12 protein-coding genes are annotated in these 14,245 nt (G+C 63.1%); 6 read left to right on the top strand and 6 right to left on the bottom strand.

The annotated features are described in order from the left end of the window. The first annotated feature begins 88 nt into the window (after positions 1-88). The 3 genes from ACFWAD_RS14355 to ACFWAD_RS14345 are packed head-to-tail and all read left to right on the top strand — an operon-like array spanning position 89 to position 3,641. Complete coding sequence (locus ACFWAD_RS14355; RefSeq protein ID WP_378544815.1) at positions 89-1,279, top strand: nitrate ABC transporter substrate-binding protein; 1,191 nt, start codon at positions 89-91, stop codon at positions 1,277-1,279. A gap of 15 nt (positions 1,280-1,294) precedes the next feature. After that, complete coding sequence (locus ACFWAD_RS14350) at positions 1,295-2,272, top strand: isopenicillin N synthase family dioxygenase (RefSeq protein WP_378449184.1); 978 nt, start codon at positions 1,295-1,297, stop codon at positions 2,270-2,272. Positions 2,273-2,312: 40 nt separating this feature from the next. After that, entirely contained in the window at positions 2,313-3,641 is a 1,329-nt protein-coding gene (locus tag ACFWAD_RS14345; protein WP_378544812.1) for an amidohydrolase family protein, read from the top strand. A 6-nt stretch (positions 3,642-3,647) separates the two neighbouring features. Here ACFWAD_RS14345 and ACFWAD_RS14340 read toward each other — a convergent pair whose 3' ends face one another. The 3 genes from ACFWAD_RS14340 to ACFWAD_RS14330 all read right to left on the bottom strand — a co-directional run bounded on the left by ACFWAD_RS14340 (position 3,648) and on the right by ACFWAD_RS14330 (position 8,135). After that, positions 3,648-5,282 carry an acyl-CoA synthetase gene (locus ACFWAD_RS14340; protein WP_378544809.1) on the bottom strand — a complete coding sequence of 545 codons (1,635 nt, stop codon included), beginning with the start codon at positions 5,280-5,282 and terminating at the stop codon, positions 3,648-3,650. 171 nt (positions 5,283-5,453) lie between these two features. Further along, on the bottom strand, positions 5,454-6,659 hold the full coding sequence (locus ACFWAD_RS14335) for an acyl-CoA dehydrogenase family protein (RefSeq protein ID WP_378544806.1): 1,206 nt from the start codon (positions 6,657-6,659) through the stop codon (positions 5,454-5,456). Positions 6,660-6,686: 27 nt separating this feature from the next. Next, positions 6,687-8,135, bottom strand: coding sequence for an acyl-CoA dehydrogenase family protein (locus tag ACFWAD_RS14330; RefSeq protein WP_378545345.1), 1,449 nt, complete (start codon positions 8,133-8,135; stop codon positions 6,687-6,689). Positions 8,136-8,238: 103 nt separating this feature from the next. On the opposite strand from ACFWAD_RS14330, the gene ACFWAD_RS14325 reads away from it, so the two are divergent. Together ACFWAD_RS14325 and ACFWAD_RS14320 are read left to right on the top strand one after the other, a co-directional pair. Beyond that, on the top strand, positions 8,239-9,384 hold the full coding sequence (locus ACFWAD_RS14325; protein ID WP_378544803.1) for a sensor histidine kinase: 1,146 nt from the start codon (positions 8,239-8,241) through the stop codon (positions 9,382-9,384). Further along, complete coding sequence (locus tag ACFWAD_RS14320) at positions 9,381-10,019, top strand: response regulator (RefSeq protein WP_378544800.1); 639 nt, start codon at positions 9,381-9,383, stop codon at positions 10,017-10,019. The genes ACFWAD_RS14325 and ACFWAD_RS14320 overlap by 4 nt, the downstream gene beginning before the upstream one ends. Here ACFWAD_RS14320 and ACFWAD_RS14315 read toward each other — a convergent pair. The 3 genes from ACFWAD_RS14315 to ACFWAD_RS14305 all read right to left on the bottom strand — a co-directional run bounded on the left by ACFWAD_RS14315 (position 10,013) and on the right by ACFWAD_RS14305 (position 12,997). After that, positions 10,013-11,563 carry a multicopper oxidase family protein gene (locus ACFWAD_RS14315; protein WP_378544797.1) on the bottom strand — a complete coding sequence of 517 codons (1,551 nt, stop codon included), beginning with the start codon at positions 11,561-11,563 and terminating at the stop codon, positions 10,013-10,015. The genes ACFWAD_RS14320 and ACFWAD_RS14315 overlap by 7 nt on opposite strands. A gap of 137 nt (positions 11,564-11,700) precedes the next feature. Beyond that, entirely contained in the window at positions 11,701-12,483 is a 783-nt protein-coding gene (gene hisN / locus ACFWAD_RS14310; protein WP_378544794.1) for a histidinol-phosphatase, read from the bottom strand. A 19-nt stretch (positions 12,484-12,502) separates the two neighbouring features. Beyond that, positions 12,503-12,997 (bottom strand): beta-class carbonic anhydrase, encoded by a 495-nt coding sequence (locus ACFWAD_RS14305; RefSeq protein ID WP_378544791.1) that lies wholly within the window; start codon positions 12,995-12,997, stop codon positions 12,503-12,505. Between the two features lie 133 nt (positions 12,998-13,130). Here ACFWAD_RS14305 and prfB point away from each other — a divergent pair, with 133 nt between their 5' ends. After that, the gene (gene prfB, locus ACFWAD_RS14300) at positions 13,131-14,237 is read left to right on the top strand and encodes a peptide chain release factor 2 (protein ID WP_378544788.1); all 1,107 of its coding nucleotides are present in this window, start codon (positions 13,131-13,133) and stop codon (positions 14,235-14,237) included. Positions 14,238-14,245 lie beyond the last annotated feature (8 nt).

The following is a 14,245-nucleotide window of genomic DNA, read 5'->3' as shown; positions in this document are numbered from 1 at the left end:
GCATGTAATCCAAGTGCTGCAGAGTGTGCTCATCGGATCACCCTTCTTGGTTCGCCCCCATCCCAATTGTTTTCACGAAGGAGACGCTGTGTATTCGAATCGCAAGGTGTATTCCAATCGCAAGAGTGTGGGAGTGGCCGGCGTGGCACTGGCCATGTGTGCGGCCATCGGATTGACTGCTTGCAGCTCCAGCGAAGCCGATACGGCCACAGCCGAATCGCTCGAACCCGCCGCCGAGGCTCAGAACCTGGCGGGGCTCTGTCCGGAAAACGTTGTGGTTCAACTTCAATGGCAGCCACAGTCGGACATGGGAGCACTGTTCGAGATGCTGGGTCCCGGGTACTCGGTCGACACCGATGACAAGTCGGTCAGTGGAACTCTCGTTGCGGGAGGGAAGGACACCGGAGTCGACCTGACCTTGCGAGCCGGGGGACCGGCAATCGGGTTCCAGTCCGTGAGCTCCCAGATGTACGTCGACGATTCGATCACCCTCGGACTCGTGCACGGCGATCAGGTGATTGCGGCGGCAGCAAGTCAGCCCGTCGTGGCCGTTACTCCACTGCTCAAATACAGTCCGGCAATCCTCATGTGGGACAAAGAGTCTCATCCGGACTGGACGAGTGTCGCCGATATCGGTAAGTCCGACGCGAGTGTCGTCGTTTCGAAGGAACAACTCTTCCCGCAGTGGCTCGTGGCAAAGGGGCTACTGAAGCAGTCCCAGCTCGACACGAGTTACGACGGAGCTCCCTCGCGATTCGTCGGTGACCCGACCATTGCTCAGCAAGGATTCGCGAATTCGGAACCGTACACGTACGAGAAGGAGACGCCGGCATGGGACAAGCCGGTTTCCTATGACCTGCTGAAAGATTCGGGTTTCGACATCTATGCCTCCAATGTTTCCGTCCGAGCCGACAAGGTCGAGACACTCTCGCCGTGCTTGAGCAAGCTGGTTCCGATCATTCAGCAGGCCACGGCCGACTACATCACCGCGCCGGATGCTGCGAATGCCGCCATTGTCGACGTCGTCTCGCAGGACGTGTCGTTCTCGCCGTACACCGAGGGTGAGGCGGCATTCAGTGCCCAGCTCCTGAAAGAGAAAGGCCTGATCGCGAATGAGGCGGACGGCTCCGTCGGGACGTTCGATATGACCCGAGTCGCCCATACCGTCGAAGAACTCAAGCCCATCCTGATCGCCGGGGGTGCGGCGATACCGCAGTCACTGACCGCGGAAGAGATCTATACCGACAAGTTCACCGATCCGTCCATCGGAATCCGCTGAAGGAGCTGACAGTAAATGACTTACGACATGACAGAACTCAACCGCGAGACCCGCATGGGTGGACTGGGTACCGAAACGACCGACCGCGAGGTCCGAAGAATCGATCTCGCGGACTTCGAGAACCGGCGCAGCGAGATCGCCGAGGAGTTGTGGTCGGCAGCGACCGACATCGGGTTCTTCCAAATCGTCAATCACGGAATCGATCTGGACCAGGTTCGCGAGGCTTTCGCGGCGGCCGAGGGATTCTTTGCGCTCCCCGCCGAGGTCAAAGCGCAGTATCCGCTCAAGAAGGGTTTCAACTCCGGCTGGGAGAGTATGACGCAGGTGCGTCCGTCCATTGGAACACCTGATCAGAAAGAGTCCTACCAGGTGACCCGCCCGCATATGGGAGATCTGTGGCCCACAGCAGACGAATTGGCCGGGTTCCGCGAGACGATCCTGGACTTCGAAGCCAAGTGTTGGGGCATTGCGATGGATCTGCTCTCGTGCTTCGCCGAGAAGCTGGGATTCGAACGAGACTTCTTCACCAAGGCGCACGATCCGTCGGTGGAGAGCTACCAGAGCACACTGCGGCTGCTGCATTACTTCCCCCTTGCCGCCGACGCGGATGTCGAAGGGATGTGGCGCGCCGGTGCGCACACCGATTTCGATTGCCTGACATTGCTTTTCCAGCGTGACGGTCAGGGTGGTTTGCAACTGTGCCCGGGCAAGGAGATGGACACCCAGGAATGGACGTCGGTGGTGCCGGCTGAGGAAGCGATCACCTGCAATATCGGCGACATGCTGATGAGATGGAGTGATGATGTCCTGCCGTCGAACTTTCATCGGGTGAAGAGTCCCGGCGTCACCGACTACCGGGGACCTCGCTACAGCCTCGCGTTCTTCGCTCAGGCGAACCGCGACGTGACCATCGAGGGCCCCGCGGGCAAGTACCCTCCGATCACCGCGGAGGACTACATCGACCAGCGAGTACGCGCGAACTTCGCACGTTGATCCGCACCCGTTCCGTCACACACTTTCAGGAGAATTGTCGATGACTACCGCACACCGGAACTCGGCCGACACGATCGTCACGGACGTCACGCTCTACAGCGGCGGCCAATGGCTGAGCGGCCGCGATGTTGTCGTCTCGAACGGCGTTGTCGAATCGATCGAGGTTTCCGCCGGGAGCGCCGGCGCAGGCAGCGTGGACGGAACGGGGGCGTATCTGATCCCGGGGTTCGTCAACACCCATACGCACCTTCAACAGTCACTGATGCGTGGGATCGCCGAAGGGACACCGCTTCTCGAATGGTTGCTTGCGGTCGCGGAAGAGTCCGTCCAGATCACTCCGGAGCGGGCGTACGCGGCCGCCGTCGCAGCCTCGTTGGAAGCATTGCGCAGCGGTACGACCACCCTGGTCGAACACATGTGGCCGCACCCGTCCAGTGAGGTTCACGACGCTGTGATCCGGGCGTTGCGCGACACCGGGATTCGAGCAGTGTTGGGGCGTGGGGCCGCAGACAGGGCGGACCCGACGAGGAAGTGGGGGTTCGATCCACGGCTGATGCAGCCACTCGGAGATGTCCTCGCACATACAGATCAGATGATGCACGACGTGACTGGTTCCCGCGTCGACGTGGCAGTGGCGGTACCGAATCCGCGATCGTTGACCCCGGAGGGGATGTCGGCAGTGCGTGAATTCGCGCAGTCTCGCGACATGACGGTCTCGATCCACCTGCTCGAGACGCAGACCGACAACACGATGTGTACCGAACATGCAGGCGTGAACGCTGTCGACTACCTCGATTCCCACGGATTTCTGTGGGATCGGGTGCTGGCGGTCCATTGTGTCGAACTCGACGACCGTGGCCAGAAAGTGTTGGCGGAGCGCGGCGTCGGAGTGTCGTACAACCCGGTCAGCAACATGCGCCTCGGCAGTGGGATCGCACCGGTCCCGAGCTTCCTCGACGCGGGAATCGCGGTGGGGTTGGGCGTGGACGGCGCAGCCAGCAACGACACCCAGGACATGCTGGAGACGCTGCGCACGGGCGCCTACGTGCAGCGAGCCGCGCGCGGCCGCGCCGACCTGTTCGGCTTCGAAGCCATGATCGACATCGCCTCCGGCGGCGCGAACGCGGCGCTCGGTCTACCCGCCAGGTCCGGCGGAATCTCCGTCGGTGATCTCGCTGACCTCACCATGATTCGATTCGAACGAGACTTCGGGTGCCTCCCGGTACGAGATCCGGGTGCGTCCATTCTCACGACGGGCAGTCGTCAGATCGTCGACACGGTGTTGGTTGCAGGCGAGGTCGTGATTCGTGACGGGCATTCCACTCGCGTCGACGAGGCGGAATTGATCCGGACGCTCAGCGCGTTGTGACTGCGCTCAGTCCTCACTGACCTCCATCTCGATGAGGACGCGGCGCAACAGCTTTCCCGTGGCGTTGCGGGGAAGTTCGTCGATGAAGACGATCTCGCGGGGAACCTTGTAGCGGGCCAGGTTGGACCGAACGTGGTCTTTCAATTCGTCGGAGTTCTGCTCGGCGCCGTGAGCGACGACGACAAACGCTCGCAGGCGGTGGCCGAAGTCGGTGTCTTCGACTCCGATCACGGCGGCTTCCAGGACGTCCTCGCGGTCGGCGAGGAGGTTCTCGACCTCGAGCGGGTAGACGTTCTCGCCGCCGGAAACGATCATGTCGTCGTCGCGGCCGTCGACGAAGAGGAGGCCGTTGGCGTCGAAGTGTCCGACGTCGCCGGTGGAGAGAAGTCCGTCGATACGTTCCTTGTCTCGCCCATCGGTGTAGCCCTCGAAGCTCAGTCCGCTCGCGACGAAGATTCGGCCGATCGTGTGGGGAGTGGTAATTCTCTTGTTGTTTTCGTCGAAGAGTTCGACGTGGCACGTCACTGGAGCTCGGCCCGCGGTTCCCGGCGCAATGGTCAGATCCTCGGGAGTCGCGACCGTGGCCACTGCGACCTCGGTGGATCCGTACAGGTTGTAGAGGACGTAGCCGAACGAGGCCGTGACTCGCTTGCACAGATCGGGTGAGAGTGACGAACCTGCCGAGAAGATGATCTTCAGGTTCGACGTGTCGTACTTGGACAGCACGTCGGGACCGAGGTCGATGATGCGAGTGAGCATCGTCGGGACCACGACCAGACTGTCGCACTTGTACTGGGCGACAAGCTTGATCGTGTTCTCCGGATCGAACTTTCGATGCATGACGACGGTCTGGCCGAGCGCCAACGCGAGAGCGAACTGCGAGACACCGGTGCCGTGGAAGGCGGGGGCCGCCATCATCATGGTCTGTCCGCGGCGCAACGGCACGCGGTCGAGGAACTGCGCCGACGCGAGAGGGGAGGTGTGGCCACGCGGCGCACCCTTGGGAGTTCCCGTTGTGCCGCTGGTGAGGAGGACGAAGCCACCGTTCTTCTCGGGTGCCGGCACCGACGACGTGGTGCGTCCGGCGATGGCCTCGTCGAGAGTGGCTGCAGTGGAACCGTCAGCGGCCGTGCCCTCTGGCCAGGAACGATAGACGACGACGTCGTCCGGCAAGGCATCGGCGACGTTCGCGAACTCGTCGTCGTAGACGAAGGCGACAACCTTCTCGCGCGCGGCGACGTCCACGAGTTGGGGCCGAGCGAAGCCCGTGTTCATGAGTACGAGCTTGGTTCCGTTCTTTGCTGCCGCCAGCATGGTCAGCACCAAGCCACGATGGTTGCGACACATCGCGCCCATGACGGAGTCGGACGTGATGCCGTCCGCCTGCCATGCTCGGACCAACGCGTTGCTCTGACGTTCGAGTTCGGCGTAGGTGATGGGTCCACGTTCGTCGATGATCGCCACCGCGTCGTAGCCGTTCTCGGCGTGCGCGTGGACCGGCCCGGCGAAGGGCCCGTACTTGTCTACCGCTGCAATGGATTTGAGTCCGCGATCGAGGCGGGGGAACGGAACGAGCCCGGCTCGGAACATGACCCCCGCCGCGCCGATGGTGTCAGTGACCTTGGTGACCAATCCGGGCATACGTGAACCTCTTCCGAGCGTCGTTGTGGGACTGATTACACACTAATGCGCAAACACGGCTCGGTGGTGGAATTTCCGGATGGCGACCGAGCACTCCGCCCCGCTATCTCGGAAGGTGGCGGGGCGGAGCGTGTGCGATGTTGTTTTTCTGGTATTCGACCTACGAAACCGTCACTTCAGTTCGGCGGACGACTTTCCGAGCAGGCGGCGTGCGACGATCAGCTGCTGGATCTGCTGGGTGCCCTCGAAGATGTCGAGAATCTTCGAGTCGCGGCCCCACTTTTCGAGCAACGGGCGCTGCGAGTAGCCGTAAGTGCCGGCCAACTCCACTGCCTTGAGCGTCACGTCGGTGCCGGTGCGGCCTGCCTTCGCTTTGGACATCGACGCTTCGAGCGAGTTCGGCTTCTTGTTGTCGGCCATCCACGCCGCGCGCAGAGACAGCAGGTATGCGGCCTCCCAGTCGGCTTCCAAACGGATGAACTCGGCTGCAGCTGCATGCTGGTTGTAGACCGGTGTGTCGTAGGAGATCTCGACTCCGGCTTCGGTCAGGATGGCGCGCAGTTCTTCGAGAGCTGCGCGTCCGACGCCGACGGCCATGGCTGCAACGAGCGGGCGGGTGTTGTCGAACGTCTGCATGACGCCGGCAAAGCCCTGCTCCACGTTGACCTCCGGGCTGCCGAGGATGTTGTCTGCCGGAATGCGGCAATCCTGGAGTAGGAGGACGGCGGTGTCGGAAGCCTTGATGCCCAGCTTGTGCTCGAGACGAGCAACGCTCAGGCCCGGGGCGTCACGCGGTACGACGAACGACTTGATGGCCGCGCGGCCCTTCGACTTGTCGACCGACGCCCACACGACGATGTGCGTCGAACGCTCACCAGCGGTGACGAAGATCTTCTCGCCGTTGAGGACCCACTCGTTGCCGTCGAGAACAGCGGTGGTGGTGACGGCAGCGGAGTCGGAACCGAAACTCGGTTCGGTGATGGCCATCGATGCCCACACCTTGCCGAAACGTTCGAGCTGCTCGTCGGTGGACACTGCGGCGATCGCGGCGTTGCCGAGTCCCTGGTAGGGGATCGAGAGCATGAGTCCGACGTCGCCCCAAGATGTTTCGAGCGAGTTGAGAAGCGCGGACATGTTGCCGCCGTTGGCGTTGCCGCCCTTGGCGCTCGCGTCGGAACGTCCGCCGCTGGCACCGCCGATGTCTCCACCGGAATCGGAGAGGCCTTCGACCATGGCGGCCATGGTGTCGAGTTCGACGGGATACTCGTGCTCGGCCAGATCGTACTTACGTGAAATGGGTCGGAAGATCTGCGCCGCGACCTGATGTGCCTGGTTCGCTGATGCTTTGAGCTTCTTGGGAAGTTCGAGGTTGATCATCGTGGTTCTCCTGGAAGTTCAGCGGCGTCAGATGAGGACGATGCCCTCGGCAACGCCGATGGCACGGAGGTCGCGGTACCAGCGCTCGACCGGGTGTTCCTTGGTGAACCCGTGTCCACCGAGGAGTTGCACACCGTCGAGGCCGATCTGCATGCCCTTCTCGGAAGCCAGCTTCCGGGCCAGAGCGGATTCGCGGGCGAAGGACAAGCCCTGCTCGGCGCGTGAAGCGCCGCGAAGCGTGACCAGACGCAGTCCGTCGAGTTCGATGCCGATGTTGGCGACCATGAAGGCAACCGCCTGGCGGTGGCTGATCGGCTCGCCGAACGCTTCGCGCTCGTTGACGTACGGAATCACGTAGTCGAGAACTGCCTGGCTGGTGCCGACGGCCATGGACGCCCAACCGAGGCGGGCCAGGCGAATCGCGTCGGCGTATTCGGCCTTGCGCTGATCGGCGTCACCGTCACCGAGCAGTGCCGACTCCGACACCGCGACGTCGGTGAGGATCAGGCGACCCAGACCGGCGGCGCGCAGACCCATGCTGGGATCTGCCTCGACGACAAGTCCCTTGGTGTCGGACTCGACGATGAAGAAGGACGGCTTGCCGTCGAGTTCTGCGGCGATGACGAAGAGCTCGGATGTGGCCGCTGCCGGCACCAGGCTCTTGACGCCGTTGAGCTTGTAGCCGCTGGGCGAGCGAACTGCCTTGGTCTGCAGGGCAAACGGGTCGAACAGAGCGCGGGGCTCGTTGACCACCACTGCTGCGCCGGGTACCTGCTCGCCGGTGAACGCCGGGAGGTAGGTCTTCTGCTGCGCGTCGGTGCCCCACTGGGTCAGTGCGACTGCAACACCACTGGGTGCGAGGATCGGCAGTGCCAGACCCATGTCTCCGTGCGCAAGTGCCTCGGCAACAAGAGAATTGGTGACCGCGCCACGATCGGCGGCCGCTCCGTCGAGTTCTTCGGGAACGTTGATCAGCGTGATACCGAGCTCGGCCGCACGCTTGGAGAGGTCGGCGGGGGCCTGAGCTGCACCGTCGGCGTCGTAGGCCGCAGGACGCAGAATTTCGGCCGCGAACTCGCGCACGGTCTCGACGATCATCTTCTGATCGTCGTCCGGGGTGAGGTCGAAGTAGTCGGCGTTCTTGCTCGGGTTGTCGGGTAGGCGCTTGGGTGCACCGTTGCCCGAGACCTTCTGGAATCCACGAGTAGCGGCGCCCAGGGTTTTGAAGCCCGTCTTGGTGCCCTCGTAGGTCACGCGATCGATGGTCTGACGCAGATTGAACTTCTCGGCCAGTTCCGAACCGGTGATCTTGGTAAGCACGCGCATGGCTGCGCCCATGGCGTCGCGTTTGATCGGGTTCAGGCCGACGGCGGACGTGTCGCGGGGCGCACCCTTGGCGCCGCCGCGCTGCGCGCCCGATTCGCTGCGCTGAGCGCTCTTGTCGGAGGCAACACTGTCTTGCTTGGTCATGATCACCAGCTGTTTCTCGGTGTTGGGGCGTTGGACGATTCTTATCTTACTCATCAGTAAGGTCTGTTGTCGAGAAACGGCAAAATGATGCGCGTCATAGGCTCGACGGGTGAACCGGACAGAGGTGCCAGATCGGATACAGCGGTACGTGCGCTACGTGCCGTTGGTGGTTGTTCCGTGCCTGTTGATCGCCAGCACGTATCCCGGGGAGTATCGAGTCCCGCTCACCTACTGGATCTTCGCGATGCTGTCGGCGCTCGTCTTCGTCGCCGGCCGTCGATGGCCGGTCCTCGCGTCCCTGATCGTCTCGGCGCTGGCCATTCCGATGTTCGTCGCCGACGCCTGGGGGCTGTCCGAACTTGTCCCGTACATCGGCGCGGTAGCGGTTGTCGACGTCACGATGCGGGCCGATCGCAGAGAGTGGGTCGCCGTTTCGGCAGCAGGCTGGTGCGGTTCGGTGCTCGCGGGGATCTGGTTCGAATCTCACGAAGCACTCTGGTCGGTCACCACTGCTGTGAAAGTGCTTGCTTACGTGGGGTTGCCACTGCTGCTCGGGCTGTATCTGCGCTCGCAGCGTGAATTGGCCGCGAACAATCTTGCGCAGACCCGCGCTGCGGAGCGGAGTGCGCTCGCCCGCGAACTCCACGACCTCGTTGCGCACCACATGGCGTCGATCGTTTTGAGAATCGGTGTGGCTCAGCATGTCTTGGCGCCCCAGGACGAGGCCGTGCGTGAGGTCCTCGCGGATGTGCGTGCCACGGCGTCGGATGCGCTGACCGATATTCGTCGCCTTCTGATAGCCCTTCGTGATCCCTCGCTCGGCGAGGTTGCTCTGGTCGAGCCGGATGCCGTCGACGCGGAAATCGCGGCGGCGGTCGATCGTGTGCGTGCAGCGGGTTTCGAGATGCAGGCCGACTTCGATGTTCAGGGGAATGTCGAGTCAGGCGCAGCTGATCTCGATGCGATCGGCAGGCTGACGTTGTTACGGGTGATTCAGGAATCACTGACCAACGTCATGAAGCATGGCGATCGGAAGGGGTCGGTCTCGGTCTCGGTTCGTCGTCTCGACGGTCGGGTGGACGTGAGGGTGATCAACAGCTGCGAGGGATCGGCAAGGAGTGCCGGACACGGACTTGTCGGAATGCGTGAGCGTGCAGAACTGGTCGGCGGCGAGATGACTGCCGGCACCAACAGCGACGGGAAATGGGAAGTCCACGTGAGTATTCCACTCGTTAAAACAGGTGGTGCCTCGTGATCAGAGTGCTCATCGTTGACGACCAGCGACTGGTGCGCGCTGGTTTACGGATGTTGTGCACGGCAGCTGCGGACATGACCGTAGCGGGTGAGGCGTCGAACGGGGTCGAGGCGGTAGCGCTAGCTGCCGAACTGGATCCCGACGTGGTCCTGATGGATTTGCGGATGCCCGGGCTCGACGGGATCGGTGCCACACAGCAGATCGTCAAGGCCGGTCGGCGAGCACGCATTCTCGTGCTGACAACCTTCGACGACGACGATCACCTGTATCCCGCGCTCGCCGCCGGGGCTTCCGGGTTTCTGGTGAAAGACACCGAACCGACCGAGTTGCTCAGCGCCATTCGACGGATCGCCGAGGGAGAGATGGTGTTCTCCCCGGAACTGCTCCGCCGCGTCGTGGATCGGGCGGTGATCGGCGCAGACGCCGACACTGCTGTGACGGAGAAGGTTCCGCTGACCGATCGCGAATCGCAGGTCCTCGCACTGGTGGCGGAAGGGCAGAGCAATCAGGAGATCGCGGACGCGCTCCATCTGGGTGTGACCACGGTCAAGACGCACGTTGCGAACCTGATGTCGAAGACCGGCTGTGACAATCGGGTTCGCCTCGCGGTGTACCACCTGCAGAACCGTCAGTGACCGGAGTGCGCACCAGACGACGGCATCGGCATGTCCATCGGCATGTCCATCGGCATGTCCATCTGCATCGGCATTGCTTTCTGTCCTGGCCCTAGTACGAGGAATTGGCCCATCATGCCTTGGTCCTCGTGCATCAGCAGGTGGCAGTGGAACATGTACGGGAAGGTGGGATCGGTGTACTCGGACCACTGCAGTGCGACGCGAACCCTGCTGCCCGGCGGTGTATAGACGGTGTCCTTGAGTCCACGCAAGTGAGGCGGAGGAGTGCGGCCGTCGACGTCGAGGACCTGGAATTGCACGTCGTGGACGTGGAAGTTGTGCGGCCAGTTGTCCTTGTTGGTGATCGTCCACACTTCGATCGCGCCGACCTCGGCCTCGAAGTCGATGCGGTTCATGTCCATTCGTTGCCCGTTGATCATGTACCACTGCAGATCGAAGGTTCGGGAAACGCGTGCCTTCGACGGGTCGAGGCGCGGCAGGGCGGCCAACTGCGCCGGAAGGCTCGACCGCGACGCGCGAGTGCCGGCGCCCCGAAGTTCGACGATGTCGAAGCGGTCGTTCATACCGAAGTTCTCGGCGTCCGACGAGTTCACGCCACCGCCGTCCTCGATCGGGAACGACACCAATGTGGTCGTCGCACCGGGGTCGACTCGAACCACGATCTCGGCTCTTTCCCCGGGGCTGAGCTGAATCCGCTTGATCGGAATCGGTGATTCGAGCAGGCCGCCGTCGGTGGCAATCAGATCGAAGGTCCGGTCGTCGGGGAACCCCAGGTTGTACAGACGACCGGAAGAGCCGTTCAGGATGCGCAACCTGACAACCCCGGTGGTGACGTCGAGGTAGGCGTCGGAGATGCCGTTGGTGACGATGGTGTCGCCGAGCAGGCCGATGTCGGTCGGGTCGGACTCGTCGAAACTGCCGTCGGCGAGGAATCGACGATCCTGGATTATCAACGGAACATCGTCAACCCCATATGTTTTGGGGATGTCCAGCCTGTCGGTATCGGCGTCGTCGATCAGGAACAGTCCGGCGAGTCCGCGCTGCACGTGCCGTTCGGTGGATCCGTGCGGGTGTGGGTGATACCAGAGCGTCGAAGCCGCTTGGTCGATCGTCCACGCCGGTTCCCAGCGTCCGCCGGCTTCGATGGTCTGGTGCGGGCCGCCGTCGAACTTTGCCGGCAGATGCATGCCATGCCAATGGACGGTCGTCGGCTCTGTCAGTGTGTTGTCGATCGTGAATGCGACAGATTCTCCGCGTGCGGCTCGAATGGTCGGTCCCAGGATGGATCCGTTGAAACCCCAAGTGTCGGTGATCTTTCCCGCGACGATCTCGGTGGCTGCGGCACCGGCGCGGAGTGTGAAGTGGCGAACGCCGGCGTCGTCGACCGTCGATTCGGCCAGCGGCGGAACCGGTAGCGGGCGAGAGGTTCCGGGTACCGCCTGTGCGGCGCTTCTTGCTGCCGAGTTGGCCCCGCAGCCCGCTGCGAGCCCGAGGGGCGCGGCGGCAAGACCGAACAGAATGGTGCGCCTGGAAATCCGGTTCATCGTTCTCCTGGAAGTAGTGCGTGATCAACTACTTCCAGTCAACGGGTCGCGGCGTGCTGCCGAATCCTGCCGACGGGCCTGTCGGGACTCCTCCCGCGGACCGTTGCGGCGGGTGGGATGTTCTGGTAGTCGGGTGGTTACCGCAGGCGGGTCAGAACGTCTTCGTGCAGCAGGCCGTTGGTGGCGACCGCACTGCCGCCGTGTGGACCCGCGCCGCCGTCCAGATCGGTGAACGCGCCGCCGGCCTCACGGACCAGAACATCGAGCGCTGCCAGATCCCACAGGGAAACCTCGGGTTCGGCAGCGATGTCGACGGCACCTTCGGCCACGAGGCAGTAGGAGAAGAAGTCGCCGTAACCGCGCACGCGCCACACATGGTCGGTGAGCTCGACGAACTGGTCGCGAATTCCGCGGTCCTTCCAGCCGGACAGGCTCGAGAAGCTCAGGCTCGCCGATTCGCTGCGATCGACGGCGGATACCTGGATTGCCCGCGCATCGCCGTCTCCGAAAGACGTATGTGCGCCCAATCCTGTTGCAGCCCACCATCGCCGATTCAGTGCCGGTGCGCTCACGACGCCGATGACCGGGACGCCGTCCTCGAGCAAGCTGATCAGAGTGGCCCACACCGGTACGTTCCGAACGAAGTTTTTGGTCCCGTCGATGGGATCGACCACCCACTGCCTGCCCTCGAAGACTGCGTCGCCGCCGAATTCTTCGCCGAGCACGGAGTCTGCAGGCCGATGCTCACCGAGCGTCGCGCGCACTGCCCGCTCGACAGCGAGGTCGGCGTCGGAGACGGGGGTGAGGTCCGGCTTGTCGTCCACTCGAAGATCGAGTGCGCCGAAGCGGGCGCGCGTGATCGCGTCAGCCTCGTCGGCGATACGGAGGGCGAGTGCGAGGTCGGATGCGCGATCGGTCACGGGTACACAACCTACCGGCTCAGACGGGGAGGACTTCGTTCAGCTTTCCGGTCGCGACGTCGAAGACGAATCCGCGGAGGGACGTCGTCGCGGTGATGAACGGACTGTTCTCGACGCGCTTCAACGACTGACGAACGTCCTCGTCGATGTCGGGAAACGATTCGGCGGCCCAGTTGGGTTTGATGCCGATCTCGTCTTGGATCGAACGCTTGAAGTCGTCGTCGGTGAACGTCAGCATTCCGCAGTCGGTGTGATGGATGAGGATGATCTCGGTAGTTCCCAGCAGCCGCTGGCTGATGGCCAGGGATCGGATCTCGTCGTCGGTGACGACTCCACCCGCATTGCGGATGACGTGCGATTCACCTTCCTTGATTCCCAGAACCCGATAGACGTCGATGCGGGCATCCATGCAGGCGAGAACGGCAACGTGTCTGCTGGGTGGGAGGGGGAGCGGTCCGGTGAACTGCTCGGCGTAGACGGCGTTGTTCTGGAGGTATTCGTCGGTGACAGTCATCGTTCCAGTAGGTTCCCTCAGGCCGACGTTGGCAAGGCTTCGAGTCCCGGTGATCTCAATACGTGACGCGCGGCGGACCTGAGAAGGTGACGCACGGCAGAGCCGAGGTCGGCACCCGGTAGCCTTGAGAACCGTGCATCCCGACGTAATTGCAGACCTGAACGCCCTCGACACCACCCTTCGCACCTGCGAATCGGTTGTGGACGTCGAGGAGCTGCGCCGACGCATCGACGAGCTCGAGCACCAGGCAGCCGACCCGGGTCTGTGGAACGACCAGGAACACGCCCAGCAGGTCACCAGCCAGCTCTCCCACGCGCAGGCCGAACTGCGGCGCATCGTGGCACTGCGCGAGCGGCTCGACGAGATGTCGATCCTCTACGAATTGGCCGAAGACGAAGGACCAGACGCGCTGGCCGATGCCGACGCCGAGCGAGCCAGCCTGCGTGAAGACATCGCGGCGATGGAAGTCAAGACCATGCTCTCGGGCGAGTATGACGAGCGCGACGCCCTGATCAACATCCGCTCCGGTGCCGGCGGAATCGACGCCGCGGACTGGGCCGAGATGCTCATGCGCATGTACATCCGCTGGGCTGAGAAGCACGACTACGGCGTCGAGGTCTACGACACGTCGTACGCCGAAGAAGCCGGACTCAAGAGCGCGACGTTCGCGATCAAGGGCCCGTACACCTACGGAACGCTGTCCGTCGAGATGGGCACTCACCGGCTCGTCCGGATCAGTCCCTTCGACAACCAGGGCCGCCGCCAGACGTCGTTCGCCGAGGTCGAGGTCCTGCCGGTCGTCGAGACCACCGACCACATCGAGATCAACGAGAACGACATCCGAGTCGACGTCTACCGCTCGTCCGGTCCCGGTGGTCAGTCCGTGAACACCACGGACTCCGCAGTTCGACTCACACACATCCCGACGGGAATCGTCGTCACCTGTCAGAACGAGAAGTCGCAGCTCCAGAACAAGGTGTCGGCGATGCGCGTTCTGCAGGCCAAGCTGCTCGCGGTCAAGCGCCAGGAGGAGCGCGCCGAGATGGATGCGCTCAAGGGCGACAGCGGCAGCTCGTGGGGCAACCAGATGCGTTCTTACGTCCTTCATCCGTACCAGATGGTCAAGGACCTGCGTACCGAGTACGAGGTCAACAACCCGTCGGCAGTGCTCGACGGTGACATCGACGGGTTCCTCGAGGCCGGCATCCGTTGGCGCATGAGCGAGAACCAGTCCGCATAGCGTTCGGA

The organism is Rhodococcus sp. NPDC059969 (assembly GCF_042738325.1).
Lineage (GTDB): Bacteria > Actinomycetota > Actinomycetes > Mycobacteriales > Mycobacteriaceae > Rhodococcus_F.
This window is presented reverse-complemented; position numbering and strand designations above follow the sequence as displayed.

Coding starts and splice junctions, on each gene's coding strand:
- ACFWAD_RS14350 (WP_378449184.1), top strand. CDS start 1,295: ATGACTTACGACATGACAGAACTCAACCGCGAGACCCGCATGGGTGGA.
- ACFWAD_RS14345 (WP_378544812.1), top strand. CDS start 2,313: ATGACTACCGCACACCGGAACTCGGCCGACACGATCGTCACGGACGTC.
- ACFWAD_RS14340 (WP_378544809.1), bottom strand. CDS start 5,282: ATGCCCGGATTGGTCACCAAGGTCACTGACACCATCGGCGCGGCGGGG.
- ACFWAD_RS14335 (WP_378544806.1), bottom strand. CDS start 6,659: ATGATCAACCTCGAACTTCCCAAGAAGCTCAAAGCATCAGCGAACCAG.
- ACFWAD_RS14315 (WP_378544797.1), bottom strand. CDS start 11,563: ATGAACCGGATTTCCAGGCGCACCATTCTGTTCGGTCTTGCCGCCGCG.
- ACFWAD_RS14305 (WP_378544791.1), bottom strand. CDS start 12,997: ATGACTGTCACCGACGAATACCTCCAGAACAACGCCGTCTACGCCGAG.